Below are 25,105 nucleotides of genomic sequence, written 5' to 3'. Positions count from 1 at the left end.
TCGATGTACTTGCGGTACTCATTCAGGGTAGTTGCACCTATACAATGCAACTCGCCGCGGGCAAGCATGGGTTTTAGCAGGTTGCCGGCGTCCATTGCACCCTCCGTGGCACCTGCACCCACGATTGTGTGTATCTCATCGATGAACAGGATTATCTGACCTTCAGAATCGGACACTTCCTTTAGCACCGCCTTGAGCCTTTCCTCGAACTCACCCCGAAACTTGGCACCCGCGACAAGTGAGCCCATGTCAAGAGCTATGATTTTTTTATCCTTCATAGCCTCGGGCACATCCCTCTTTGCCACACGCTGGGCAAGTCCCTCCACGATAGCGGTCTTACCCACACCCGCCTCGCCGATAAGCACAGGATTGTTCTTCCTGCGCCGGGAAAGTATTTCTATGGAGTGCCTTATTTCCTGGTCCCTGCCTATCACGGGATCGAGCTTTCCCTGGGATGCAAGCTCTGTAAAATCAATACCATACTTCTTCAAAGGCTCCATGGTACCCTCCGGGTTCTCAGATGTCACCCTTCTATTGCCTCTTATATCCTTGATGGCATTGAGAAGCCTGTCCCTTGTAATGCCCTCAGAGGAAAGCACTTTACTGCTCGAACAGCTGCTCTCACAGGCTATTGCAAGCAGGAGATGCTCGACGCTGACATACTCGTCCTTCATCTTGCCCGCTTCCCGCGAGGCAGAATCAAGCACACGCCGCAGTGTCTGTGTCATATAGACCTGCTCGCCACCAGGACCCGATACCCGAGGCAGTCCTTCAAGATGTAACTCCACATTTTGCGTCACCTGGTCGAGGTCCGCATCCAGATTCTTGAGCAGCGTAGGCACAAGTCCCCCCGTCTGCTCGAGCATCGCAAGCAACAGGTGTTCGCAATCTATCTGCTGGTTTCTGTATCTCGCAGCAATCGTTGTTGAATCCTGAACAGCCTCCTGGGCCTTCTGAGTAAAACGATTCAGATCCATGATATCATCTCCCATATTAGTATTGCAGTTTTCTCCCTTAATAGTTTAATCTGCATGGACCAGGCATCCCTTGGTGCCGGTCAAGCAAATGTTCTCCCTACCTGCCCTTAATCCCGCCGCACAAAAAAATAAGAGGAGGGCCGAATAATGTCGAATCTATCGTTTGTGGGTGCTGTGTCCCGGCCTTCTTGGAGGAGCACGCGGCTTTCTCGGAGCCGGCTTTGCCTCTTCACCCACTGCATCCTGCGCCCGCTGTGAATGATAGCGGTGCCTCATTACATCTATTTCCAGCCTTGTGAGCTTTTCAATGCTGCGAAGGAAACTGCGTTCATCCGCCGCACAGAAGGAATATGCTGTGCCTTCTGCTCCTGCCCGCGCCGTGCGCCCTATTCTATGCACATAGTTCTCAGGCTCATTGGGCAGGTCATAATTTATAACATGAGATATATCCTCGATATCGATTCCTCGAGCTGCTATATCGGTCGCTACCAGCACCTGTAGCTCCCCTGCCCTGAAACTTTCCATTACCTTGGTGCGATGGGCCTGCGATTTGTTACCGTGGATGGCATCAGCACCCACACGGTTCTTGTTAAGAGTTTGTGCCACCTTGTTAGCCCTGTGCTTTGTGCGGGTGAACACCAGAACGCAGTTGAGGTGATCCTGCTGGAGAAGGCTCAAGAGAAGAGCATCCTTATTTTCCTGGTCCACGAAAAAGACCTTCTGCTCTATACGCTCCACTGTCGTTGCCTGAGGTGTCACCTCAACGCGCACAGGGTCTGTCAGAAGCCTCCGGGTAAGCTCGCTTATCTGAGGAGACATGGTCGCCGAGAAGAAGAGCGACTGGCGTTTGTGAGGCAACATCGATACGATCCTGTTGACATCCCTGATGAATCCCATATCAAGCATCCTGTCAGCCTCGTCCAGAACAAAGAACTCTACACCGCTGAGCTTGACAATACCCTGATCCATCAGGTCAAGCAGCCTTCCCGGAGTGGCCACTAATATATCCACGCCCTTTGTGATACTCTTGAACTGCGGTACCTGGCTTACGCCGCCAAATACGACTGTGTGCTTGAAATGCAGGAAATGGCCGTATGCGGCAAAACTATCACCGATCTGTGCAGCAAGTTCTCTTGTAGGTGCAAGCACAAGCACTCTGGGAAATCCCGGAGTCGTATGCTTGTGCTTCTCATGCATCTTTTGAAGTATAGGCAGCACAAAGGCGGCAGTCTTGCCTGTACCTGTCTGGGCGATTCCTATCAGGTCTTTGCCTTTAAGCAGTTGCGGTATAGCCTGTACCTGTATAGGAGTGGGCGCTATATAGCCTTCTTTAGTAAGGGCCCTTTGAAGCGGGTCTATAAGATTTAGGTCTTTGAATAACATATTGTTCCTCTTGATAGTAGTAAAGTTTGCCAAACAAAAGTTTGCCAATGAATATCTGGTAGTATGATAGACCTAGAGAGAGCGCATCGTATATGAAAGTGTGACTCCCCGCAACACTGATTACCTCATCGAGCCCCGAATCCAGTTTCTTCCCCGGTACAGGGACTATTAAGCAGGGGCCTGTTCTGCATTGCATTGAATGCACGCATAACACTTCCCCGCTCCGTAATAAAGAAGGAGCGATCAGATTATGATCGCCGCTGTATGCTTGTCCTTCTCGTCATCATAGTCCGCCACAAGGGCTTCTGTTGTCAGGACCATGCCTGCAATGGAAGCTGCATTCTGCAGTCCGCTCCTTACAACCTTGGTCGGATCAATGACTCCTGCCTCAAAGAGGTCCTCAAATGTGTCGGTCTTTGCGTTGTAGCCGTACTGGTCGTTGGACTCGGCCCTTATCCTGGCAACGACTTCAGCACCTTCACGGCCTGCGTTGACAGCGATCTGCCTCACAGGCTCTTCAAGTGAGCGTCTGACAATGTTCAGGCCTATCTTCTGGTCACCCTCAAGACTCATGCCGTCAAGTGCAACAACTGCATGGAACAGAGTTACACCACCGCCTGCAATGACACCCTCCTCTACTGCGGCCTTTGTGGCATTGAGTGCATCGTCTATCCTCATCTTTTTCTCTTTGACCTCGGTTTCAGTTGCTGCACCTACTTTAATGACAGCTACACCGCCTCCAAGTTTGGCAAGACGCTTCTTGAGTTCCTTCTTCTTGAACTCGGCATCTGTGACCTTGACCTGGGACTCGATGAGTGCCATCCTCTTCTCGATACCCTTCCTGTCACCTTTGCCTTCAACTATCGTGGTCTTGTTCTTGTCGATGTTGACCTTGCGGGCGTGTCCGAGCATATTCTCTGAGAATTCCTCAAGTTTCATACCCTTGTCCTCGCTGATGAGCACACCGCCAGTAAGCACAGCGATATCCTCCAGCATCTCCTTCTGCTCGTCCCCAAAGCCCGGTGCCTTGACAGCGCACACCCTCAGGGAGCCGCGGACTATGTTAAGGATGAGTGCAGCCTGTGCATCACCTTCGACATCCTGGGCGATCATGACGAGCGGCCTGCCTTCTTTTGCAACCTTCTCGAGTACCGGGATGATCTGGTTCATGGTGCTGATCTTCCTGTCAGTTATCAGGATGTAAGGGTCCTCGAACTCACAGGTCATCTTCTCATGGTCAGTTGCCATGTAAGGAGAAACAAAGCCACGGTCAAACTGCATACCTTCCACTACCTCCAGAGAGGTTTCCATGGTCTTGGAGTTCTCAACAGTTATCACACCATTGTAACCGACCTTATCCATTGCGTCGGCTATCAGAGAACCTATCTGTTCATCATTGTTGGCTGATATGGTAGCTACCTGCAGTATCTTGCTCTTGTCCTTGACCTCCCTGCTCTTCTCCTTAAGATGGGCGACAACCTTCTCGGTGGCTTTCTCAATGCCCCTCTTGACATCAATAGGATTGGCACCTGAGGTGATGTTCCTTAAGCCCTCGGTTATCATTGCCTGTGCAAGCAGTGTAGCAGTAGTGGTCCCGTCCCCTGTGGTGTCCTGGGTCTTGGAAGCTACTTCCTTAATGAGCTTGGCACCCATGTTCTCGAACTTGTCGATAAGCTCGATTTCCTTGGCAATAGTTACACCATCGTTGGTGACAACAGGGCTTCCGGCCTTGTCTAGCACAACGTTCCTGCCTTTTGGGCCAAGCGTGATCTTAACGGTATTAGCAACCTTGTTCACACCGTTTAACAGCGCTTTGCGCGCATCCTCATCAAACATTATCTGTTTAGCCATGCGATTACCTCTGTGCTAACTATATTATTTATAAATACAGCAGTTTCACTCCTCAACTACTGCCAATAAGTCCTTGAAATCGATGAACATGTGTGATTCACCGTTGAAATCAATCTCATCGCTCTTGTACCCACCGTAGATAACATGGTCCCCCACTTTGAGCGGGAGCGCCTTGCCATCCTCAAAAGTACCTACTCCGACCACTATGCCCTCTTTTTTCTCTTCTTGGGCAGAATCGGGAATGTAGATGCCGCTTTCTGTAACTTCCGCTTTCTTGATAGCTTTGATTAATACTCGTTCTCCGATTGGTCTGATTATCATAGTTAATTATCCTCCAGAGTTATTCCGGCAACATCCGGATTACAACACACAATATAACAAAACTCATACTTAAATCTTTTTACTAGAATGCATTTTATTTCTTTTTTGTAGATATGATTTCGATGAAATACAGAAAAGTATATAATCCCTTAGAAAGATAATCAAATTTATGCCACAACAGATCATACTCATTAATCTTGAAAAACCACGAGAGAAAAAACTCGAGCATGATATAAACTGGTTATGCAACAGTTTCGGGTTATCTTCCGGCAGGGATACTGAAAACATCGCCACGCAGATCGTGATAGACTTGTTAAAGCAACTCGCTACAAACGAAGAGCGAGTATCATCCGAAAAGATAGCCGAGGACCTGGAGGTCACACCCTCAAGAATTAACCACCATGTAAGGAACCTTATAAGCGCCGGGCTTTTGTACAGGGAGAGAAGGGCACTCTGTCTAAGAGGTGGCAGCCTGAAAGCCGCAGTCCGGGAAATGAGAAAGGATTCCGACAGAATATTTGATGAACTTGAGGAAATAGCAGAAGAGATCGACAGGCAGATGGGGCTTAAAAACAGATAAATGAGTGATCAGACAGGAGCAGAAACATACCTGCCTTTCACTAGTGTCCATTCCCCTGATTCACTCCTCGCTGTTTTTGTCATGAACCCAGAAATCACCTTCCAGCGTAAGCTCCTTTTTCCATATGGGGACTTCTTCTTTCAGGCGCTCCAGAGCATCCACCAGAGTCACGAAAAGCTCTTTCCGGTGACCTGCCGCAACAACAATGTAAACAATATCCTCACCGGCTTTTATAAGACCGGTCCTGTGGTGCATGAGGATATCGATCACACCCTCGTTTTGTTTCATCTCGGTGCATATCCTCTCCATGGCACTCTCTGCGACATCGGAGTATTTTTCAAACTCCAGGGCCTGTGTATGAGTCTTACCTGTTACTTCGCGGACAATACCCGTAAAGGTTGCGATACCACCTGAGAATCTGATATCAGGATTACTCTTTATTTTCCTAACAAGAGAACCCAGAGTTACCCAGTCTTCCTGCTCCTGGACAAGCTTCACAAGGCTTTCAATGTCCCAGTCGGACTTCTCAGGGAGACTTGCAACTACGTTCTCAATATCCTTACTCTGAGCCGCATCCCCGAGGACGATCTTGGGGAAGGAGCTGGTCTTTGCACCTTCGACAACAGCGAAGTCCATACCACTGTCAGCCAGCGAGTCAAGGGCCTTTTCCAATGTAGGATCGCGCTTTATTGTCACAAGCTCGGAGTCCGTGATCGCAGCAACAGCACCTGCGCCTGCATCGAAGTGTTTTCCCGTATCGGTGTTTGCAGGGTTGAAGCGATGATGGAACATCAGTTTGACTGTGCCCACCTGGCCCTTTTTTGATAGCGCCTCTACAAGGCGGGTGACAAGCGTCGTCTTGCCTGTGTTCTTGTAGCCTGACACACAAATGACTTTCATGGGAAAGATAATGAGCATTTATAATATAAGTACACGACGAAATGCATTTTTAAACTATTTTAGGCCTATATTAATTTATAATAAATCAATTTAGAAAAATTTATAAACAGGAAAATTCTCCTGCTTCCCATGAACCAGTACAAGATATGTATCCGCGACATGCCCGAGGACGAAAGACCCCGGGAACGGTTGCTTAAATACGGCCCGGAAGCACTTTCAAACGCAGAGCTGCTGGCAATCATCCTGAGAACAGGCACGCAGAAAGAGAACATTGTCAACCTCTGCAGCCGCATATTTTCAGAGTACAGTATCAAACAGCTGAGCCAGGCAAACATAAGCAAGCTCACGGAGATCCACGGCATCGGCACCGCCAAGGCAGCACAGATAGCTGCCGTGTTCGAGCTTGCCCGCAAACTGGAAGGATTCACCGATGAGCCCAAGCGCAAGATAAGGTCCCCTGCAGATGTGTACTCGCTGCTCTATCCGAAAATGAGGGAGCAGAAAAGAGAACGACTTGTAGCCCTGCTCCTTGACACGAAGAACCAGGTGCTTCGGGAGGAGGTCATTTCCATCGGCAGCCTGAACGCTAACATCGTTCATCCCCGGGAAGTATTCAAGGCCGCCCTCATGGAGTCATGCGCCTCGGTCATACTCTCACATAACCACCCCTCCGGCGACCCCACACCCAGCAGGGAGGACATCGCCGTGACCGAAAAACTCATAGAGGGCGGCAAACTGCTTGGCATCGATGTGCTGGATCATGTTGTTATCGGTGAAGGGAGGTACGTGAGCCTGAAGGACGAGGGGTATGTGAAGTAAGTTTGTAAGATGACATGGATTGGTCAGAGGTATAGCTCCCTGATCTAATACCTTCTTTAATTGGAGATTATTGGTTTAAAATCTCCATTTGTAATGGACATACTTATTGCACCATATGCAGCCATTACTTGAAAAGTATCGATCATAATCGATGATTTCAATCATTTTTGCCGATCATAACCGGCGATTCCCAAAAAAAAGAGCGCAGCAATAAAAAAGAAAAGAGTGAGTCAGATCACTCCTTTCTCCTGAATATCAATGCCAGCCAGATGATTGCCAGCATGGGAAGTGCGATTGTCGGGAACTCGGGTATTGCTCCGTTATTATCCAAATCTGCTACTGTTATTTCATTAACTTCATACCATAATGGTTCTCCACGAAGAGGATCATTTAGATTTAATTGAATCTCATATTTTCCTAGTGGTAGTTTTTCTATATCATTAAATAGATAGTCTATTGGAGTATCTGATGATGTTATAAGATCAACTTCAAATAGAATATGACTGTTACTTGGTTCACCACCAGCTATTCTTACTCCTACCATTTGCTCGAATTCAGATCCAAGTTTTATTGATGTTGAGTCATCGTCTATCAGATATTTATCGTCAATTGGATAGATTGATTTTTCTGTTGGATATGCGTATGGTGCTGCTGCTGCCGGGCTTGCGGCAAGAATAAGGAAAACTGATGCCAATACGACTATCCACAATATAGAAAAGCGTGCCGTCCCGGAGGACTTATTATATTTGTGTGTGTGTGCATTTTCATATCTTTGTACCACCAAAAATTAAATTTGATCGTACCGTTATAATGTATAGTCCGAAGTAATTTTTAAAGATTTCTATTTGTTTTATGCGACCTAAAATATATAATAGAGAGATAGAACAGGACGGACGGTTTTAGATATGCATTACGAACAGAACAGTTAAACTGCTGACACCCAATTCCCTTATTCCAGCAGCCACTTCCACACAGGTTCCACGATGATCTTCCGGAACTATCAAAAGAGCAAGGAACATATCACAAAAGATTTATGCAAAAGACTATGCTTGTGAAGTCCACGCACTATTCTTCAAGCTGAAATATTATTTTTACTGCAATGCCAGTAAATTCCCTTCTCACAGTCTCAGACCTGCCGCCTCAGTTCCCCGTATGAATCGCGTGATATCTTCACTTGCTTCATGATCTCTTTTAGCAGACCTATGCCCAGCTCTTCGTTACCATGTACCGGCACTACGGTCCTTCTGCCATCTGGATGAACATACCTGACATGACTGCCAACCTGGTGGACTTTAACAAAGCCCGATAATTCAAGGATCGTGCACATCTGTCTCCCGGTGACCGGGAGAAGCCTGCTCATACCTTTACCTCGACCTGTTGCAGCCCAACGAACTTCATCGGCACGAAGGCATCCATCTCATCATCCGACTCGATGCAGACCTTGATAGCCTCTACTATCCTCTCCATAGCCTGTTCCACAGTTTTGCCCTGTGTATAGCAACCGGGGATGTCCGGGACCTTTGCCACGTATACGCCGTCTTCATCCTGTTCGATCAGGACAGTAAAATTCAGCACTCGATGCTTCATTTAAATCACATTGATTTTGTCGGTTCCCTATATAAATACTCTTATCCAGCCCCGGATATATGAGGATTTAAAAACATAATCAATACAATCACCCGCCAAATGCGGCGCATTCCTTCGCCTCCGTACCGAATACTAACAAATCAACGCCATTTTCCAGACATAAAAAGCGCACCCAGGATCACATGCCGCGCATCAAAAAGAAAAAAGAGAAAAAAAAAAATGGAAGACTTCACTTTCTCCTGAATATCAGTGCCAGCCCGATGATTGTGAGCATGGGAAGGACTATTGTCGGAAATTCCGGTATTTTGCCGTTGTCCGGGAATTCCGGCATTACACTCGAGCCACAAACAAAACATTTAAACTATTGACCGGCAATTAACACGCAAATGAAAGAGATAGAGCTTAAAGATCCATACACTATTCCGTATAAAGGGATATATGCTGTATGCGACAAAAACAATGAATATGCGGAGATTATCGAGCATACCAACTGCTACGGTGGTGCCGCATGGTCGAAGTTCCATTACTCACACTCACCCCTGATCCTGGACACGAGGTCCATCGGGAACATGATACGGTACCTTGTGAAGACAGGCACATCACATCTTGAACTCAAGGCTTCCAGGTTCGCGGCAGGCATCGAGTCAGTGCTTGTTGAAGGCGACGAAGTATCCATAACTTATGCAGGACTTGGCGGAGGAGGGGTCGGTGCAACCAAATGCAGAGCCCTTGCCGAGGGAGTTCTGCGCTACGAGTGCACCGAATCCGGCGGAGGACGTGCCGCAAAGGGTATCATTATAGTACCCAGAAGGGAGAGGGTCATCATCGGCATAGATGACACCGACACCAAGGAAAAGGGAGCCACCTGGACCCTGACCCATAATATTGCAAAAGAACTTGACTGCGTGGAATCCATATACCTGTCACACTCCCTTGTGCAACTCTTCCCGGTGGCCGCCAGGACCCAGAACTGCGTTTCCACGGTGCTGGAATTCGCCTGTGTCAGCGCTGCTGCGAAGGAAGAATTGCTGCAGAGCATCAGGACAGCACTCATAAAATACAGCGTCTCAAAGGATACGGGCATGGTAGTGCTTTCTGATTTCGATGCCACCGGAGTTCAGGAGTACAGCACGAAATGCCGCTGCGGCGAGCTCAGCAGGAAATACGCCCTCCGGTATGCAAAGGAGCATGATGTTGAGGTTTGGATAGATGGCAACGGCATCATCGGTGCACTGGCTGCACTGGCATGGTTTGCCCGGCCCGATGAGTCTGTCCGCCCAGACACCAAAATTGATATGAACAAGTAACAGGGACAACATGCAGAACACAATACATACTACCGGACTCTATGCGCTGTATTTTGCATCAATCGACAGTGATGTAAAGCGAATAACTGCTGTAGCAGGTTTCCCAATTACTGCTGTTGCTGAGAAGTTCATACAGGAAAATGATAACACTTACGATTTTCAATGGTTCACCAGCGAGAAATCGGCAATGGAAACCGCACTTGGAGCATCAGTCTCCGGTTGCAGGTCACTCGTGCTCGTCAAGCATGTTGGGATGAACCTCCTGGCGGACCCCCTTATAACAGCAGTCACGCACACAATTGGTGCCGGTGTGGTCATCCTTGCCGGTGATGACCCCGCAGCTTTGGGGTCCCAGAACGAGCAGGACTCCAGATGGTACGGGAAGATAGCCGAAGTTGCAGTGTTTGACCCGTCTGGCCCTGAAAGTGCCTATGATTGTCTTACCCGGGCCTTTGAGATATCAGAGCAGGCAAGCACACCCGTAATAGTCAGGGTCACGGACAGGCTTGAGAAAAGCGAAGGCAGTATCCGGAGAATGGCCCGCTCTTCCGGCAGCCAGGTAAAGCTCTTTGACCCGTCCATGTGGAAGCTCACAATGCACGGCAAACACCAGCGATTCCATCTGGAGTCTTACCCACTCCTCAGCGATGAGGCAGAAAAGGGCCACCTGAACAGAGTATCTGTCAGAGGGCCCATAGGGATCATATCTTCCGGCACCCCATCTGCAATCGTTGATGACTTCCTGTCAGAAGACGAGAGGTGGGCAGATGTTTCACATCTCGCGCTTGGCGTAGTATCACCTTTTCCCTATAAGCTGGTAACAGATTTTGTGAAGAAGCACGAAAATATCCTTGTTGCAGAGGAAAGCGAGCCTTTCATAGAATCCCACATCAGGATACTTGGCAATGTGTCAGGAAAGGAGACAGGGCATCTTCCATACGGGTTTGTGGACAGGGAACACATCGGGTTTGCACTGGAGAATCTGGACAGAGTGCACGTAAAGGAATATACATCCATCCAGACAATAGCGGAAAGAGGGCCAAAGCCGATATGCAGCGATTGTCCTTACATGCCCCTTTACAATATACTGCGCAGGCTTGACGTAATGGTTGCAGGGGACATGGGATGTTCCATACGCACGGCCCCACAGCCCCTGGGAGCCGTTGACACCGGTTTCTCACTTGGAGGAGCAATCTCCACAGCCTGCGGTTTCACTAAGAAGGGAATTGCAGTCATCGGAGATTTCGGGCTTGCGCATTCCGGAATTGTGGGACTGATAAACGCAGTGGCTCACGGGTCAGATGTTCTTGTCCTGGTGCTTCAGAATGATGTCGCAGCCATGACAGGAGGACAGCCGACACCTGACATTAAAGAAGCTGTCCGTGCACTTGTCCCTGAACTTGAGACATTTGACATAGATACAAGCGTCAAGGAACTGGGAGAAAATGCAGCCTCAAAGGAACTGGAAAGGATGATCAATAACAAGATGCAGGTCAAGGGCGTTTGCGCGATATATGTTAAATGTAAGTGTGTGAGATTCTAAACTTCAGTGTTCAGTATCAAGGTGTGATGTTTCAAATATCCCACATAAATCAACCGATGCAGTTCAGAAATTCACCGGGATCCCTAATATGTTATCAGAGCCACCGGCAATGTCGCGTGCGATCTCAGCGCATCCTATGGCAGCGCTCCATCTGTCAAGCACATGGCATTTTATCCCCAGATGAGCATTTATCTTTTCAACCACACGGGGAACCTCACCAACTGAGCCTTCCAGGACCACCTCTCCTACAGCACCATAGTCCTTCAAAAGGATCTGCATACAGGAGACTTCCATGGCTGCGAACAGAGCTATCGTATCCAGCGCCAGAAGAGCTTCAGAGTCGCCTTTAAGTGCTGCTTTTAACAGTTCGTGCCGATCTGAGAAAGGAGTGTGCCTGAGTACGCCTGCTCTGGTGAAAGCATCATTGGCAGTGATCCTGCCGGCATCCACATCTCTCAGCGCCTGCACATCAAGAGGGCCATGGATAAGACCCGGAGCGAAGATACATGCATCTATAGCCCCGATGACCTTGCCACCTGCAACTCCAAGGGTGACAGTATTGGAACTTATGTCCGATAGGACGAAATTGTCAAAGCCCATGCAGAAAGCATGATAGGCGATGCCTATTTTCTCGGGGCTTGTTGAATGGGAGAAGACGTTAAGGCGGGGATCAGTAAGGCTTTTATCATGTATCCCAGGTATGACGACAGCAGTGATACCAGAATTCCGTATGGCATCGAACACGCGGCTGCCTCCCCCGGTCTTCTTGCCTGCACCTTCAAGACTTCTGACACCACGGTTCTGCACATGACGGATATTCTCAATGGATGTGATGCTGTCGCCCATAGAATAAGTAACAGCAATCATTTTGATCTCATTGCTCTTCACACCAAAGTTTTCCTCTATCAAGGATATCACTTGTGTTTCACTCATCACAGCGATGTCCTGCCTTGGAACTTCCAGCCTGATCACTTGGGCATTTCCCGTGCCGTTCGATGCAAAACGCATTGCAGTTGTGCCATGATCTACTCCGATAAACATGATAAGAACCTCTAGATTATTCGTCCCTGAGCATTGCGTTCAGTTCATTCATTATGCGCTCACCCTCCAGCAAGTTGCCCACGGTGGTGACGATACGCAACTCCTGAAAGGAGGTACCATAGGATATGAGCATCCTCAGATTCCCCCGTTCATCAGGACGCTGAATCTTACCGGTAATGACACCGCCTGAAGGCGCTTTGCCCTTTACAGTTATCACTGAAGGGATTATTTTCTTGATCTCAGGGTGTCGGCTTATCAAAGCCACAAGTTTCTTTCCCTGACGCTCCCCTATGATAGTAGTGTGGGAGCCTCCAAGTTTGCTTTTAGGCTTATCTACTGGACCCGCAGGCATACCGGCATTCATTTGAAGGAAATAACAGTAAGAAATATAAAATGATGGTGGTCACTGAGCACAAAAAAGGGAGGGATATGCGCAGATCAGATCTGCTGGATATCCGCCATATCTATGAGCTTGATGCCTTCTCCCTGAAGGACAAGGATAGCTCCCTCGATATCATTGACTCTCAGGATGAGCAATGCCTTCTCTGTCTTTGTAACAAAAGCATACGCGTAGTCGATGTTAATGTTCTTCTCGCCCAGCACGTCAGCTATCTTTCCAAGCCCTCCGGGAACATCTTCCATCTCAATGCCCAGGACATTGGTCTCAGATACCGTGAAGCCGGCACTATGAAGCACTTCATGGGCATCGTCCGGCCTGTCAACAACCATTCTGATGATGCCGAAATCTCCTGCTTCTGCTATTGTGAACGCCCTTATATTGATCCCGGATTTGCGAAAGTTACTTGCGATATTTGCAAGACGGCCCGGTTTGTTCTCAGCGAACAGGGAAATTTGCTTTATGATCTTATCTTCCATTGAACCACCTATTACAAATCAAGATTATGTCGTTACTCAGCTTATAATTTCCTGTTGTCGATAACTCTCTTTGCCTTACCCATGGAGCGCGGAAGGCTGCCTTTCTCCACAAGCTCGACCTTTACAGCAATATTGAGCACATGCTTCAGAGAGGAGGACACTTTCGATTCGAGGGCCATGATATCATTGACCTTGTCACTGAAAGCCTCATCGGTCATCTCTATCTGGACCTTCATTACATCAAGTTCATTGACCCGGTCCACCACGATCATGAAATGCTCCCCAACTTGAGGGATCTTCATGAGCACAGCCTCTATCTGTCCCGGGAACACGTTAATTCCCATGATGATAAGCATGTCATCGACGCGGCCCAGTACGCGCATTATACGCGGATGTGTCCTTCCACACTTGCATTCTTCCCTGTTGATGACGGTGATGTCACCTATCCGGTACCTGATAAGAGGCATGGCTTCCTTTGCAAGCGTCGTGATGACAAGCTCCCCGCGTTCTCCATCAGGTAACTGCTCACCTGTGGCAGGGTCTATGACCTCTATAAGGAACTGATCTGCCCAAATATGTATACCGTCCTGGTACATGCACTCGGTAAAGAGGGGGCCGCTGAGCTCCGAGGTACCGTATATGTCATAGGCCTTTATCCCTGTGGACTCCTCGATCCTCTTTCTCATTTCCTCGGTCCAGGGCTCTGCACCGAAGATGCCAACACGCATATTAGTATCATTCTTTATGCTGACACCCGCGGTGTTGGATACCTCGTTCATGAACAGGAAATACGATGGAGTACAGGCTATAACTGTCGATCCCAGGTCCTGCATCAGCTCGATCTGCCTTTCAGTGTTGCCCGAGCTGACAGGGAGCACGGTTGCTCCTACTTCCTCTGCGCCGTAATGGGCTCCAAGGCCGCCTGTGAAAAGGCCGTATCCATAGCCTACCTGCACTATATCGCCCCTTCCCACACCAATAGAGGTCATCGCCCTTGCAAGGGAAGTGGTCCACACATCAATGTCGTTCTGAGTGTAGCCGACAACAGTTGGCTTTCCTGTTGTCCCGGAAGATACATGGAAGCGTACAAGCTGTTCGTTAGGCACACAGAACATGCCCGTGGGATAAGTGTCCCTCAGGTCGCTCTTGTAGGTGAAGGGGAGTTTTTTCAGGTCTTTCAGGGTCTTGATGTCGCCCGGTCTTACGCCCGCTTCATCAAAGCGTTTCCTGTAAAAGACTGAATGCCGGTAAACGTAGTTCACCAGGTCGCTTAACTTTTTCTCCTGTATCTTTTCCAGCTCGGAAACAGGCATTCTTTCAATCCAGGGGTTCCAGTACTCTTTCATTCTATCGCCATTTCATTTTTACTCATGGTCTTCCTGCAGGACAGCGGGACATATGGAGGGATTGGATTTTCCTTTAAGTATATCCCGTATCCTGCTTTTGCATTCTTCAACAATGATACCCATATCAGCAACGACATCTATCCCGGCAGCACCCGCGTGACCGCCTCCTGTACCCGGGTAATTGACGCTGATATCCTCCATTATTTTCCCAAGGTTGATACCGGCACTCACTGCCTCACGTTTAGCTCTTCCACTGACCCTTACGTTATTTTCCCTTGAAGTGCCTATAAGGGCAACATCAGCCCCTATGTTAAGGAACATTGAGGAGGCTGCCCCTCCAAAAGAGTTCACGTGTGAATCGACTATCAGCCAGTCATCCACACGTTCAATATTAGCTCTTGTGGCACACTTGAGCATAGCTATGCGCATCGATATATCCTGCGGGGTTGTGGCCATCATCTCAAGGACTTCTGCATATTCCACTCCGCTTGTAGCTACGATCTCAGACACCGTTCCGAAAGTTTCGGAGGTCGCATGCTTGAAATGGCCCGTGTCAGTAATAATACCAGTTATCAGGCCCAGAGCGGTTCTGCGCATGATGGGCGCCCCCATTATTTTAAGGATGCCAAACACCATCTCGGCTGTGGATGTAGCGTGTCTGTGCAGGTAAAAGTCAGCATTCTCGATGAGTGCAGTAGTAGCATGATGATCGATAACGCAATACTTGCCCAGTTTGATATCATTCAGCTGGGAAATGGTGGATGTGTCCACCACAAGCGTGATATCATACTCAGAAGGATCCGGCTTTTCCACTACCTTGATTTTTAGTCTGTCTATCAAAAGAGAAGCAACCCTGTTGCAGCCATCCACAAGCCCTATAGTCCCGCCTATTGCCTCCGAAAGAGCAAAAGCACTGCTCACTGCATCTGGATCGGCATTACGATGACACAAATAGAGAATATTCTGGTAATCCAGAAGCCTGTTGTAAAACTCCAGTTCTTCAACTTGCATGAACACCTCTGATCATCACTAAGATTGATCCGGGTTACGCCAGCAGGGAATAGGGCTTATTGTGCCTGTTTCCCCATGGATTGTTCAAGTTGTTCCTGAAGTTGCGTAAAACGTTTAGAGATACGTTCTTCCTGCCTGGAGATAGACTGAAGTCTCAGGGAGAGTGTTTCCACTTTATCTTTAAGCTGGACAAGTGTTTCCTGTTTGCCAGTCTTGATCTGAAGTTCCCCGACCGTCCTGTAAATTACAGCATCGTCTGAGAGTTTCTCAAGCTCTTCAAGCGCCATCTGAGATTCGTTCTGCAGAGATTCCATCTGTGCCTTCTGCATTGCAAGCGATTGTGCCTGCTGCTGGACTTGTTGCAACTGCGCCAGCTGATTCTGTATCTGTGGGGGTATTTGCGTACTCATTTGGTTTCACCTGGCATACCAATAAACCTAAAGTGATTTTAATGTTTCTATACGATACCTCTAAAAAAACAGGCACGCTAATTCGTTTTTTAATTAAAGGGTAAAGAGCTTAAGAATGGACTGGGTCCTTCACTGAAACCACGTCGTAAGCAACCTGTACCAGCCGCAACCAGGTGTTCAGTGATGAACGCATAGAGACAATATCATCTGCCTGTATGCTCAGGTACAGGCAGGACCCCTCAGCCCTTAAATCTATCCGGGACCTTTCTGTAACAGGAGTTTCAAGCTCCGGTTCCAGGGACCTGAAGATCTCATAAGCATCAGCGGTTTCAAATACTGATTCAGCAACCAGTCTCAGGGAGAATCACCTTCATATATCCGGTAGCTCCTGACCTTCAGTGTGAAAAGCAGGGCATCATTTTCGATGAAATCCATCTTATCTTCTGACACTATGACTGCCAGAGAGCCCGGAGACACTTTTACGTTATCCAGCATCAGCATACCTGATAAAGCTGATGCGAGGCTTCCCTCTCCAACTACAACCGGCACTGCACTACGAAAACGTGTATAAGGAGTGGACGATGCTACCAGAGTAATATGGGCTGAAAGTGCACAAAACCCTTCCGGATCATATATGCTTACATTGCCGGGATTCCCATGGTACTCTCCTACGATAAGAAGCGGAGAGCCGTGAGAACTCTCAAGGACCTCCACCATGCCCATCTTACCACGGTTAAAGTAATCACTGCCAAAAAAAGCCGCCAGAACCTTACATAAAGTACGCGTACTGGCGGAAGGTTTACGAGAAGAAGTGATTAGCATCTACTTCTACTCTGCTTTGATGCGCTTGATAGTTGTCGGTCGCTCTTTTACAAGTATCCTGTGCCCACAGTAGGGGCAGCGGATGCCGGTATATTCGTAGTCGATCTCAACATTTCGTTTGCAGCGCGTACACTTGTAATCCATGTTAACCTTTTAAGCTAATTGTTCAGTGGCTTTCCTGACAAGGCGTGAAACGGTTTTCCCAACGCTGGTCTGTGGTATGTAGGTACCGCCGGCAAATGTATAGTCACATTTGGAGCATTTCCATATACCTGTGCAAACCCTGCTTACAGTCGGACGCGCACACCTTACACATACATGAGGCATACGCATCTTCTCTTCAATATCCGCAACTAACTTGCGGTCCTTTCTACCGTATCGTACACCAAACCTGCCTGCGGATCTGGTCACGCGCCCTTTCTTAGTATATTTTTTTGCCATGAGTCTAATCTCCTTGAGTTAAATATGAGTTAAGTTGAAGTGTGAACATTAGATATTTGACAGATGAACTTTACGCAGCTCAGCTGCCTTTTCACATGCCATCTCTACAGCCTTGAGTGCCTGTTCCTCTGTCAACGCTCCATCACCGCTTTTCTGCATACCGGATATTGAACCATCCTGGTTTGAGACGATAGTGATCTTTGTGTCACAGACTGTTTCCTCGTCCCTTCCGGGATCGACCATCAGAGAGCCACCGATGTTCACCAATGTGATTGCCAGAGGCGTATCTCTCATAGGCATCGCCATATCCTCTCCTTTCCCATTGCGTTCAGCAGGGATAGTCGTAGTCATGAGAGCCGCAATTGCGCCGAGTGAGGAAGCGTCCTGGATATTGCCAGCATCGTTGAGAACATGGATATCGATAAAGATGATCCATACCTCTTCTCCCTTCGTAATACATAACTTGCTTAAATCAATTGCGCCTGATTCACGAATGCCCCTGTCCGTCACACGGGCCATCTCAATGGCGCCCTCTTTTGGAGGTCCTGCCTCAAACTCCGGAGAAGCCAGAGGATTCAGTTCCAGACTGGTTATAATGACCCCTTCTCCTGCAGAATCAGGGAATGGCGCGCCGGCCTGCACTTTTACACCTACAAGAACTTCAGTCTCGCCATATTTCACCCAGGCAGAACCTTCTGCTTTATCTATAACATTTGTTTCCAGTGCGATATCCCTAACCTGATCGAATGAACGGTCATCGACACGTTTTCCCTTAAGCATCAGGTTGTAGATATAATCCTTTTTCAACACAGACATTATTTCATTGCTCACGAGTTTCACTTCCCTCGTTGGCTACCCCTTCATCCTCATCGCCTGCTTCCCCGTCTATGAGATCAACAGACTCTTCCTCCACTTCCAGAATATCATCATCAGCATCTGCTTCTTCAGGTTCTTCTGCAGCGTACTCATCTGCATCCCCTGTTTCCACTTCCACCTCTGATTCCAATTCTGGATCTTCCTCAACAGTCTCTTCTGAGGAGTCATCAACTTCTACTTCATCTCCCTCATTTTCCTCGACCACGTCTTCAAGAGTGGCTGCTACATCGAGGGTTTCGACGATTTCGTCGGGCACTTCTATTGGCAGATGGTCATCTGCAAACTTGTTCCTGAGGGCTTCTTTCTGCATCTCCATTATCTGCCTGCAGCCTTCCTTACACATCTCCAGCGCTCTTTTGAATTCTTCCGGGGTCAGGTTTCCATCCATCTGAAGCAGAGTTATCTCGCCGTCCTGTGTCATTGCTACCGGAAGATCTGCCTGGCCGTAGTTGTCCTCTGCCTTGTTCAGGTCAAGTACAAGCTGGCCGTCCACTTTACCGACAGCACACGCGGATACAAGACTTTTCATGGGAATCCCTGCGTCAGCAAGCGCTATGGAAGCAGCGTTGATCGCAGCGGTCCTTGTGCCGGCATCCGCCTGAAGCACCTCTGCAAAAACATCAATTACCGCACCAGGATACAGATGTGTCATTATGACGGGTTCGAAGGCTTCCCGGCTAACCTTTGATATTTCAATACTCCTTCTGCTGGGGCCCGGACGTATGCGGTCCTCAACCGAGAAAGCCGCCATGTTGTATCGATATCTGATAAGGGCGGAGTCAGCCTTCTGCAGCCTCCTGGGATGAAGCTCCCGGGGACCATAAACTGCCACCAGGATCTTGTTATTACCCCATTCAAGATAACAGGAGCCATCCGCTCTGGAAAGCACGCCGATCTTTATTTTCATCTGCCTTATCTCATTGATCTGCCTGCCATCGAGGCGTAAACCATTCTCATCAATGAACTTTTCAGGTTTATCACTCATACTAATTCTCCAATATTCACGCTATAGGCCGGTCACATTTTACAGAAGACTGCCTGGATCATTCATCCGTTTCTTCAAGAAGCGCATCTACTTTTCTGTAAGTATCCTCGGAGATCTCGCCTTGATCTTCTTTTGCCTCATCCGAAGAATTCGCTTCAACAGGGCCTTCAACAGAGCCGTTATCTGCAGAAACTATGCCTTTCTCATTTTCTTTTTCACTCTTCAGGAATTGGTATATCCTGTCGGTCAGCCCGTCCATATGGGACTGCTGCATGATCATCCGGATCGCATTATCAAGAAGATCCATATCGTGGTCTTTTCCGTTGATCCATACTCTTCCGTTCTGGCCTACGAATATCTCACAATTGGTTTCCTTCTTAAGCATGGAAACCATCGATCCGCCATGCCCTATCACTCTTGGGACCTTTGCAGGGACAAACTCTATCAGACGCCCTACCTTAAGTGGACGCAATCCCCTCTCCCGCATGGACAGTTCGACCTTCATGGCAGGACTCACGTCCTGCACGCGCAAAAGTGCGGAATCTCCGACATCCATTATCGCAGCCATCTGGGAAGAGTCCACGCGCCTGGGGTATTCCGAAGCATGCAGCAAGCCATCGTATGGCGAACCTATGTTGAATATCCAGTTTGATGGTGTTACATCAATTACAGTGCCAATGACAAAGTCCTTAGACGTAGGTATATACTTCCCGGAAAAAGGAATCACGGATATCCGGTTCTTGGCATTTCTGACACCATAAAGAAGAGAATAGACCTTACCATCCCTTACATAAGTGCCGGACCCTGCATCAGCCGTATTCTCTGACAAAAGCTGGCCAGGTATTACAATTTCACGTTCCATTATATATCCTCATAGAATTTTTGTTTCGGCGTCCCCTTTTGTCAGGTGGTTTACCAGTCCGTAGAAATCATTCTGCATCCCTGCCGGCATCTTTATGACAGCAACCCAGGAACCATCGCCCTGCCATTCATTCTTCACAAGAACGCCAAACTTTGAAATTTCTCCATAGGACTTTGCGGCATATTCTGCCGGGACCTTCACTGCAATGTTGATCTCCTCAAACCTTATAGGTATTATCGGACGGATGGCCTTCATCACAATGTTGACCTGCTCCTCCACACTTTTGTAAAGATCGATATGGACCTTTGCCTCTTCCATAGCTTTCTCGATCCTGTTGCGGGGATGAGGCGTCATCGTCTGGGGATTGATGGCATTCTGCACAATGAAAGTGACTATCTGCCGGGTCTTATCTTCAAGCATGTGCTTGCGTTGTTCCTTGGTAAGCTGAAGTTCACCATGAAGGATTATATTCCTGGCTATTTCCATTACATCAGTAGTACCAAAAGCACTCTCAAGATCGGATTCGGATATATGGTCCCCTTGATTAGCATCAGAGAAAACAGATTCAACAGCAACTATATCATCGATATTGATCTTTTCGCCCCTTCTAAATGCAAGTGCAGTATCAGGATCTACAAACACTTCGAACTGGTGCTTGCCTTTCTTAAGCCTTGCTATCACAGATTCATCAAGAGATACCATATTTGTTCACTCCGGTCACTTAGTATACTTTTTCAGATTACTCGGTTTTCCCTTCTCCCTGGTCTCCGGCTTTCTCGCCTTCGTCCTTGGAGTCATCCTTCAGTTCATCACGAATCCTCTGCACGTATGCTCCGACCTCTTCCTCGGTAAGCTTTCTGAACTGTCTGTCCTTGAGTGTGACAAGACCTACTTCAAGCGTTGCAGCATCTACTTTCCCTTCAGTGGACCTGTAAAGCGCCTTCATTCCGAGCATAACAGCTGCGTCCATATCCATGTCGTCCCTGTAGTCTGCCTCAAAGATCTCCATAAATGTGTTCCTACCAGCACCAATGGCAGTTGCCTTGTATTCAAGCAACGCTCCGCTTGGGTCTGTTTCGAACAGGCGTGGCCTGGAATCGTCGACACCTGCAATAAGAAGGGCTGTACCATAGGGGCGTACACCGCCATACTGGGTGTAGGACTGCTTGTGGTCGCATATCTTCTTGGATAATACCTCCACACCTATTGGTTCATCATAGGATACACGGTTTATCTGGGACTCGACCCTTGCCCTGTCCACGAGTGCCCGGGCATCTGCAACCAGGCCTGAGGTGGCAGCACCAATATGATTATCGATCTGGAAGATCTTCTCTATTGATTCCGCTTCTATCAGCCTGCTTGTGATCCTCTTGTCAACAAGCAACACTACCCCGTCGTTTGCTTTTACACCGGCTGCAGTCGTACCCCTCTTGACGGCCTCTCTCGCATACTCTACCTGGAAAAGACGTCCATCCGGACTAAAAACAGTAATGGCACGATCGTAACCCATCTGTGGTGTCATTTGCATATTAATCTCATCTCCTCTATTAACTTAAAATAGTAACAGTAACTTCTAGTTTCTACTTGAAATATGTATTCTACTCATTTATATGTGACTGTTCCTTCGGGTTAAATACATCCACACCCGCTAAATACTTTTTTGTTGCCCCCATAACAGTTCCCGATACTCCGAGAACATGGAGGATGACTTTTGTACCTTTCACATCAGTAATGGATGCAAGCACAGCGCGTACATTGCCTGTCCGGTCATAAGAGCAGCGAACCACCCCTTTTGAATCCTCAAAAGCAAGCAGCCGGATGGCACACTCACTTGAGCCAACATCACCAAGCAAAGAACCTGCTGAGGAGAACAACTCCCTTATCAGGTCTTCTCTTCTTACAGGTTGCTGCGAGATGACCTCGATGGCCAGATAGCGGGTCCTTGCACGTAGCGTAGGGGGCAGGAGCTTCATCAGCAGTCACCCTCGCCTATGCTTCCGGAATCTGCATCCTTGTAGACCAATTGTACACCCTCGCTTATATACCCCACAGGAGGACGGTTCCTTGCTATAATAGAATGCGGGATTGTTGTGAGTCCAGCCATTGACTCTTTCGCAGACATTCCAAACAATGCAGCAAGTGCAGCCATTTCCCTGGGAGCACGCATGTCAAAACATGATCGTGCATTGCTTGATAGAATAAAAGGGACATCATATTTCCTTATAAGCTGCAGGTTCTTCCTGTAGTTGATCAGTGCCTGCACCCTGCTGCCACCCCTGAGGTGGATGAGGTCCCCTATGTCAAAGCAAATAGCCACACGGTTCTCACCGGCTGCTTTTGCAAGCACCTGGTTGAAGCCATTATCCTGTGCAATATTGAGGTTTACCAGCAAGTCCACACCGGGATTCTCCACTGCTGCCCTGTTAATGCTCTCACTGCCTCCGGAGACTACGAGGATATCAACCCGGTCCCGATACTTGCTGACGATACCATGCAACTTTGAAGCGTTGTCAGTCCTTATCTCGACCCCGCTAATGACCTCAAACCCATCCAGAATGGCAGATGGAACCACCTGCTTGACAGTATCAGGATTTGTGATGGCTATGCCATTATACCCGAGCCGCCTGGCCACGGCAACGATCTCTTCAAGAGTATTGCCACTTTCATGAACACAGTGGACATTCATGTCGTAGAAGCCGGGATCAGCCAAACAGATCCTCCACGATCACGCCGGCTTTCTGCCTGTTCTTGGGGTAAGTCTCTATTTTGACCCTGACAGTTATAGCATCCGATGAAGATGTCAGTTTTACCTCTCCCTCAAAAGCTGCCTGCTTGTCAAGTCTTAGATGGAATACCTGATCATCATCAAGACGATCCGGCATCTCGCTCTTCAGTAGTATGACATCATCAGGAGACATATGCTGCCTGATAAAAACGGCCAATGCTTTCAGGTCCTGTTTGCGCGGGATATGCGCACTGAAGATGGTCATGTGATTGCCATAATGGCCTTCAGCATCAATTACTTCCACAATATCATCGGTATTGCGGCTTTCCCCTTCAGGAAAAGGCAGTAAAAAGAAATCCAGGGCCTTGCGGACCCTGGCCGGATCTTCAGTGGAATACGCTATCGCACGCAAGTCAATATAATGGATCACTTGCCCCTGTTCTGGTGTGACCTTATGCTTGGCCTGGTCTTCTCGGTACCATTGCCACGGGTCATCATACCTCTGCCCTTGCGGCCTGCACTGGTCTTGCCGCGCGGGGCACGTCCCTTGTGGGTGTTGTTGCATATCCAGTTAAGGTTGCTGTCACTCTTGATAACAGGGTGATTTGGGTCTACGAGAATGACTTCGTACCACTTGAGCTTACCGTCTTCGCCTACCCAGTAGGAGTTCAGTACCTCCATGTTCGGGAACTTCCTGCCTGCACGCTCTTCAGCAATCCTCTGGATGCTCTTTCCGGCAGTTATCTTATTCTTACCCATGTTATGGGTACGTCTTCCGCGCACATACCTGGATTTCCTGAGGCTTCCCCTGCGCACCTGTACACGGGCAACTACTATGCCCTGCTTTGCCTTGTAACCAAGGGAGCGTGCGCGGTCGATACGGGTGGGGCGTCGTACCTTTGTGACAGAGCCCTCTTTCCTCCATTCCTGAAGCCTTTCCCATCTGAGCCCACTGACGTAAGTGGCGTCAGGGTCCTTCCATGCATCTCTTATATAGCTGTAAAATGATTTGGACAAATATATTCACCTTGTTTCATTTATTTGTTTCACGGTTCAGCTTCAAAGGCCACATTCCCACGGGACATATCCCGACAATGAAACAGGACTAGTACCCACCTGATATGATATAAACTTTCTTGCAGAAGAATAAGCTGGCATGCTTCGTTAAAGAAAAAAGGATAATCAGAACAATGTTAAATAGGGATTCTGGCACGGCAGTAAAGACCGCATCCCGGTGAATGTCACTCATCAAATATACTAAGATCTTCCCCGGAGCAAATCAAACCTGTTACCTCACCGTCACTGCCATTAAGAAGAGTATCATACCAGCGCACTGTAATATGTCTGCCATCCTTGCGCACTACCGGGATCTCCCAATAATCCGGCAGTTTTGATGTTCCGGTGAGAGCAGCTTCCAGGGAAGCCCTGACGTCAGCGATCATATCTTCCCTTACAACGACCTTTACGAAATCCTGCCCTATAAGCTCAAATTCCTCATATCCCAATGTCTCGTTGCCTTTCCTGTTAATGAGATTGACCCTCATTTCCGGATCTATGACAATTACAATAAAACCTGCAGCGTCGAGATAATTCATAGCATCGTTCCTCTCCGCAAGGATCTTGTCCTGCAGATGTTTGATGCGTAACAGGGACCTGACGCGAGTAACCAGCTCCAGCCGGTTAACAGGCTTACCCAGGAATTCATCGGCGCCCACTTCAATACCCTTTATACGATCATCCTTGCCCGAAAGAGCCGTGACCATTATGACTGGAAGGAATTGCGTTTCCACAGAAGTTTTCAGACGCCTGCAGACTTCGTACCCATTCATGTCAGGCATCATTACGTCCAGGAGGACTATATCGGGTTTGTCAGTCTTGATCCTCTCAAGAGCTTCCTGACCGTTGTATGCGCTTATCACATCATACTCAGACCTCAGGTAAAGCCCCATCAGTTCAACAATTGCCTGCTCATCATCAACTATGAGTACTTTCTCCTTATTCTGCATGCACCTTATGCTCCATTTTTATTGTACATAAATCGTTATTGCACATCCCTGTTTAATATATGCATGTCAATATAAATATGATGGTAATCACATCGTTTAAGTTCATTTTAAAATTCACTTTATGCGAAAAGATCAGTTCAATCTTCTTATAGTATACTACTTTCTGCATATATAATTTTAGGTGCATGAAATACAAGATGCGCCATGAAACAGAAAAACTGAGAATGGGGCTGGTGAGATTTGAACTCACGATCGACGGGTCTCTCCGAACTGCTGCATTACACAGCATTAAGGTATGAGCAACATCAGTGCTCCAACGGTTCCTCACCGGCCAACCCCGTCGGGTTAAGCCTCAGTAGACCCGTTGTTCATCATTTATCCGCTGGAGCCCATCGCCATGCCGGGCTAGGCCACAGCCCCATAAACTGACTCGTAC

General features: G+C 48.1%; 33 protein-coding genes and 1 tRNA gene. 4 read left to right on the top strand and 30 right to left on the bottom strand.

All coding sequences use genetic code 11. The features are described from left to right. The 4 genes from Q8J68_RS14520 to groES all read right to left on the bottom strand — a co-directional run. A partial coding sequence (locus Q8J68_RS14520) for a Clp protease N-terminal domain-containing protein (RefSeq protein ID WP_305312220.1) occupies positions 1-977 on the bottom strand: 977 nt, incomplete at its 3' end. Between the two features lie 156 nt (positions 978-1,133). After that, positions 1,134-2,360 carry a DEAD/DEAH box helicase gene (locus Q8J68_RS14515; protein ID WP_305312219.1) on the bottom strand — a complete coding sequence of 409 codons (1,227 nt, stop codon included), beginning with the start codon at positions 2,358-2,360 and terminating at the stop codon, positions 1,134-1,136. Positions 2,361-2,603: 243 nt separating this feature from the next. After that, positions 2,604-4,211: a chaperonin GroEL gene (gene groL / locus Q8J68_RS14510; protein WP_305312218.1), complete on the bottom strand. Its 1,608-nt coding sequence runs from the start codon at positions 4,209-4,211 to the stop codon at positions 2,604-2,606. A 45-nt stretch (positions 4,212-4,256) separates the two neighbouring features. Continuing rightward, entirely contained in the window at positions 4,257-4,532 is a 276-nt protein-coding gene (gene groES, locus Q8J68_RS14505) for a co-chaperone GroES (protein WP_305312217.1), read from the bottom strand. 169 nt (positions 4,533-4,701) lie between these two features. Between groES and Q8J68_RS14500 the strand changes: the two genes are divergently transcribed. Then, complete coding sequence (locus Q8J68_RS14500) at positions 4,702-5,112, top strand: ArsR family transcriptional regulator (protein ID WP_305312216.1); 411 nt, start codon at positions 4,702-4,704, stop codon at positions 5,110-5,112. A gap of 60 nt (positions 5,113-5,172) precedes the next feature. On the opposite strand, the gene Q8J68_RS14495 is transcribed toward Q8J68_RS14500, so the two are convergent. Continuing rightward, the gene (locus tag Q8J68_RS14495) at positions 5,173-6,012 is read right to left on the bottom strand and encodes a molybdopterin synthase (RefSeq protein ID WP_305312215.1); all 840 of its coding nucleotides are present in this window, start codon (positions 6,010-6,012) and stop codon (positions 5,173-5,175) included. Between the two features lie 129 nt (positions 6,013-6,141). Between Q8J68_RS14495 and radC the strand changes: the two genes are divergently transcribed. Continuing rightward, positions 6,142-6,831 (top strand): DNA repair protein RadC, encoded by a 690-nt coding sequence (gene radC / locus Q8J68_RS14490; RefSeq protein ID WP_305312214.1) that lies wholly within the window; start codon positions 6,142-6,144, stop codon positions 6,829-6,831. A gap of 235 nt (positions 6,832-7,066) precedes the next feature. Here radC and Q8J68_RS14485 read toward each other — a convergent pair whose 3' ends face one another. The 4 genes from Q8J68_RS14485 to Q8J68_RS14470 form a co-directional block, all read right to left on the bottom strand. Beyond that, positions 7,067-7,612, bottom strand: coding sequence for a hypothetical protein (locus tag Q8J68_RS14485; protein WP_305312213.1), 546 nt, complete (start codon positions 7,610-7,612; stop codon positions 7,067-7,069). Between the two features lie 345 nt (positions 7,613-7,957). Next, positions 7,958-8,191: a type II toxin-antitoxin system HicA family toxin gene (locus tag Q8J68_RS14480; protein WP_305312212.1), complete on the bottom strand. Its 234-nt coding sequence runs from the start codon at positions 8,189-8,191 to the stop codon at positions 7,958-7,960. Continuing rightward, a complete protein-coding gene (locus Q8J68_RS14475) occupies positions 8,188-8,418 on the bottom strand; it encodes a type II toxin-antitoxin system HicB family antitoxin (protein ID WP_305312211.1) in 231 nt (76 codons plus the stop codon). Before Q8J68_RS14475 ends, Q8J68_RS14480 begins: the two co-directional genes overlap by 4 nt. A gap of 229 nt (positions 8,419-8,647) precedes the next feature. Then, positions 8,648-8,749, bottom strand: a complete 102-nt coding sequence (locus Q8J68_RS14470; protein ID WP_305312210.1) for a PEF-CTERM sorting domain-containing protein — start codon at positions 8,747-8,749, stop codon at positions 8,648-8,650. 55 nt (positions 8,750-8,804) lie between these two features. On the opposite strand from Q8J68_RS14470, the gene mmp11 reads away from it, so the two are divergent. Next, positions 8,805-9,725 carry a methanogenesis marker protein 11 gene (gene mmp11 / locus Q8J68_RS14465; protein ID WP_305312209.1) on the top strand — a complete coding sequence of 307 codons (921 nt, stop codon included), beginning with the start codon at positions 8,805-8,807 and terminating at the stop codon, positions 9,723-9,725. 10 nt (positions 9,726-9,735) lie between these two features. Continuing rightward, positions 9,736-11,268: a thiamine pyrophosphate-dependent enzyme gene (locus tag Q8J68_RS14460; RefSeq protein ID WP_305312208.1), complete on the top strand. Its 1,533-nt coding sequence runs from the start codon at positions 9,736-9,738 to the stop codon at positions 11,266-11,268. Positions 11,269-11,331: 63 nt separating this feature from the next. On the opposite strand, the gene Q8J68_RS14455 is transcribed toward Q8J68_RS14460, so the two are convergent. The 21 genes from Q8J68_RS14455 to Q8J68_RS14355 all read right to left on the bottom strand — a co-directional run bounded on the left by Q8J68_RS14455 (position 11,332) and on the right by Q8J68_RS14355 (position 25,089). Then, on the bottom strand, positions 11,332-12,309 hold the full coding sequence (locus tag Q8J68_RS14455; RefSeq protein WP_305312207.1) for a methanogenesis marker 12 protein: 978 nt from the start codon (positions 12,307-12,309) through the stop codon (positions 11,332-11,334). Between the two features lie 16 nt (positions 12,310-12,325). Further along, on the bottom strand, positions 12,326-12,673 hold the full coding sequence (locus Q8J68_RS14450; RefSeq protein WP_048147197.1) for a DUF2103 domain-containing protein: 348 nt from the start codon (positions 12,671-12,673) through the stop codon (positions 12,326-12,328). Between the two features lie 74 nt (positions 12,674-12,747). Further along, a complete protein-coding gene (locus Q8J68_RS14445; RefSeq protein WP_305312206.1) occupies positions 12,748-13,185 on the bottom strand; it encodes an ACT domain-containing protein in 438 nt (145 codons plus the stop codon). A 41-nt stretch (positions 13,186-13,226) separates the two neighbouring features. Then, complete coding sequence (locus Q8J68_RS14440) at positions 13,227-14,531, bottom strand: phenylacetate--CoA ligase family protein (protein ID WP_305312205.1); 1,305 nt, start codon at positions 14,529-14,531, stop codon at positions 13,227-13,229. 18 nt (positions 14,532-14,549) lie between these two features. After that, positions 14,550-15,542 carry a bifunctional oligoribonuclease/PAP phosphatase NrnA gene (locus tag Q8J68_RS14435; RefSeq protein WP_305312204.1) on the bottom strand — a complete coding sequence of 331 codons (993 nt, stop codon included), beginning with the start codon at positions 15,540-15,542 and terminating at the stop codon, positions 14,550-14,552. A gap of 56 nt (positions 15,543-15,598) precedes the next feature. Continuing rightward, positions 15,599-15,952 (bottom strand): prefoldin subunit beta, encoded by a 354-nt coding sequence (locus Q8J68_RS14430; RefSeq protein WP_305312203.1) that lies wholly within the window; start codon positions 15,950-15,952, stop codon positions 15,599-15,601. A gap of 109 nt (positions 15,953-16,061) precedes the next feature. Continuing rightward, on the bottom strand, positions 16,062-16,250 hold the full coding sequence (locus Q8J68_RS14425; protein ID WP_305312223.1) for a KEOPS complex subunit Pcc1: 189 nt from the start codon (positions 16,248-16,250) through the stop codon (positions 16,062-16,064). A gap of 56 nt (positions 16,251-16,306) precedes the next feature. Continuing rightward, the gene (locus Q8J68_RS14420; protein ID WP_305312202.1) at positions 16,307-16,774 is read right to left on the bottom strand and encodes an rRNA maturation protein; all 468 of its coding nucleotides are present in this window, start codon (positions 16,772-16,774) and stop codon (positions 16,307-16,309) included. Between the two features lie 6 nt (positions 16,775-16,780). After that, on the bottom strand, positions 16,781-16,918 hold the full coding sequence (locus Q8J68_RS14415; protein ID WP_015054636.1) for a DNA-directed RNA polymerase subunit P: 138 nt from the start codon (positions 16,916-16,918) through the stop codon (positions 16,781-16,783). 9 nt (positions 16,919-16,927) lie between these two features. Next, entirely contained in the window at positions 16,928-17,215 is a 288-nt protein-coding gene (locus tag Q8J68_RS14410) for a 50S ribosomal protein L37ae (protein WP_015054635.1), read from the bottom strand. Between the two features lie 48 nt (positions 17,216-17,263). Next, positions 17,264-18,031, bottom strand: a complete 768-nt coding sequence (gene rrp42, locus Q8J68_RS14405) for an exosome complex protein Rrp42 (protein WP_015054634.1) — start codon at positions 18,029-18,031, stop codon at positions 17,264-17,266. 4 nt (positions 18,032-18,035) lie between these two features. Then, positions 18,036-19,076, bottom strand: a complete 1,041-nt coding sequence (gene rrp41 / locus Q8J68_RS14400) for an exosome complex exonuclease Rrp41 (protein ID WP_305312201.1) — start codon at positions 19,074-19,076, stop codon at positions 18,036-18,038. A 58-nt stretch (positions 19,077-19,134) separates the two neighbouring features. Then, positions 19,135-19,938: an exosome complex RNA-binding protein Rrp4 gene (gene rrp4, locus Q8J68_RS14395; protein WP_305312200.1), complete on the bottom strand. Its 804-nt coding sequence runs from the start codon at positions 19,936-19,938 to the stop codon at positions 19,135-19,137. A gap of 9 nt (positions 19,939-19,947) precedes the next feature. Next, complete coding sequence (locus tag Q8J68_RS14390) at positions 19,948-20,640, bottom strand: ribosome assembly factor SBDS (protein WP_305312199.1); 693 nt, start codon at positions 20,638-20,640, stop codon at positions 19,948-19,950. Positions 20,641-20,677: 37 nt separating this feature from the next. Continuing rightward, a complete protein-coding gene (gene psmA, locus Q8J68_RS14385) occupies positions 20,678-21,466 on the bottom strand; it encodes an archaeal proteasome endopeptidase complex subunit alpha (RefSeq protein ID WP_305312198.1) in 789 nt (262 codons plus the stop codon). Positions 21,467-21,536: 70 nt separating this feature from the next. Next, on the bottom strand, positions 21,537-21,911 hold the full coding sequence (locus tag Q8J68_RS14380; protein WP_305312197.1) for an Rpp14/Pop5 family protein: 375 nt from the start codon (positions 21,909-21,911) through the stop codon (positions 21,537-21,539). Next, complete coding sequence (gene rnp3 / locus Q8J68_RS14375; RefSeq protein WP_305312196.1) at positions 21,911-22,648, bottom strand: ribonuclease P protein component 3; 738 nt, start codon at positions 22,646-22,648, stop codon at positions 21,911-21,913. The genes Q8J68_RS14380 and rnp3 overlap by 1 nt, the downstream gene beginning before the upstream one ends. After that, a complete protein-coding gene (locus Q8J68_RS14370; protein ID WP_305312195.1) occupies positions 22,641-23,093 on the bottom strand; it encodes an RNA-binding protein in 453 nt (150 codons plus the stop codon). Before Q8J68_RS14370 ends, rnp3 begins: the two co-directional genes overlap by 8 nt. Further along, a complete protein-coding gene (locus tag Q8J68_RS14365; protein WP_305312194.1) occupies positions 23,090-23,680 on the bottom strand; it encodes a 50S ribosomal protein L15e in 591 nt (196 codons plus the stop codon). Before Q8J68_RS14365 ends, Q8J68_RS14370 begins: the two co-directional genes overlap by 4 nt. A 224-nt stretch (positions 23,681-23,904) precedes the next feature. Continuing rightward, complete coding sequence (locus tag Q8J68_RS14360; RefSeq protein WP_305312193.1) at positions 23,905-24,669, bottom strand: response regulator; 765 nt, start codon at positions 24,667-24,669, stop codon at positions 23,905-23,907. A 225-nt stretch (positions 24,670-24,894) separates the two neighbouring features. Further along, positions 24,895-25,089: transfer RNA gene (locus Q8J68_RS14355), tRNA-Trp, on the bottom strand. Between the last annotated feature and the right edge of the window lie 16 nt (positions 25,090-25,105).

The sequence above is a fragment of the Methanolobus sp. genome (assembly GCF_030682845.1).
GTDB lineage: Archaea > Halobacteriota > Methanosarcinia > Methanosarcinales > Methanosarcinaceae > Methanolobus.
This window is presented reverse-complemented; position numbering and strand designations above follow the sequence as displayed.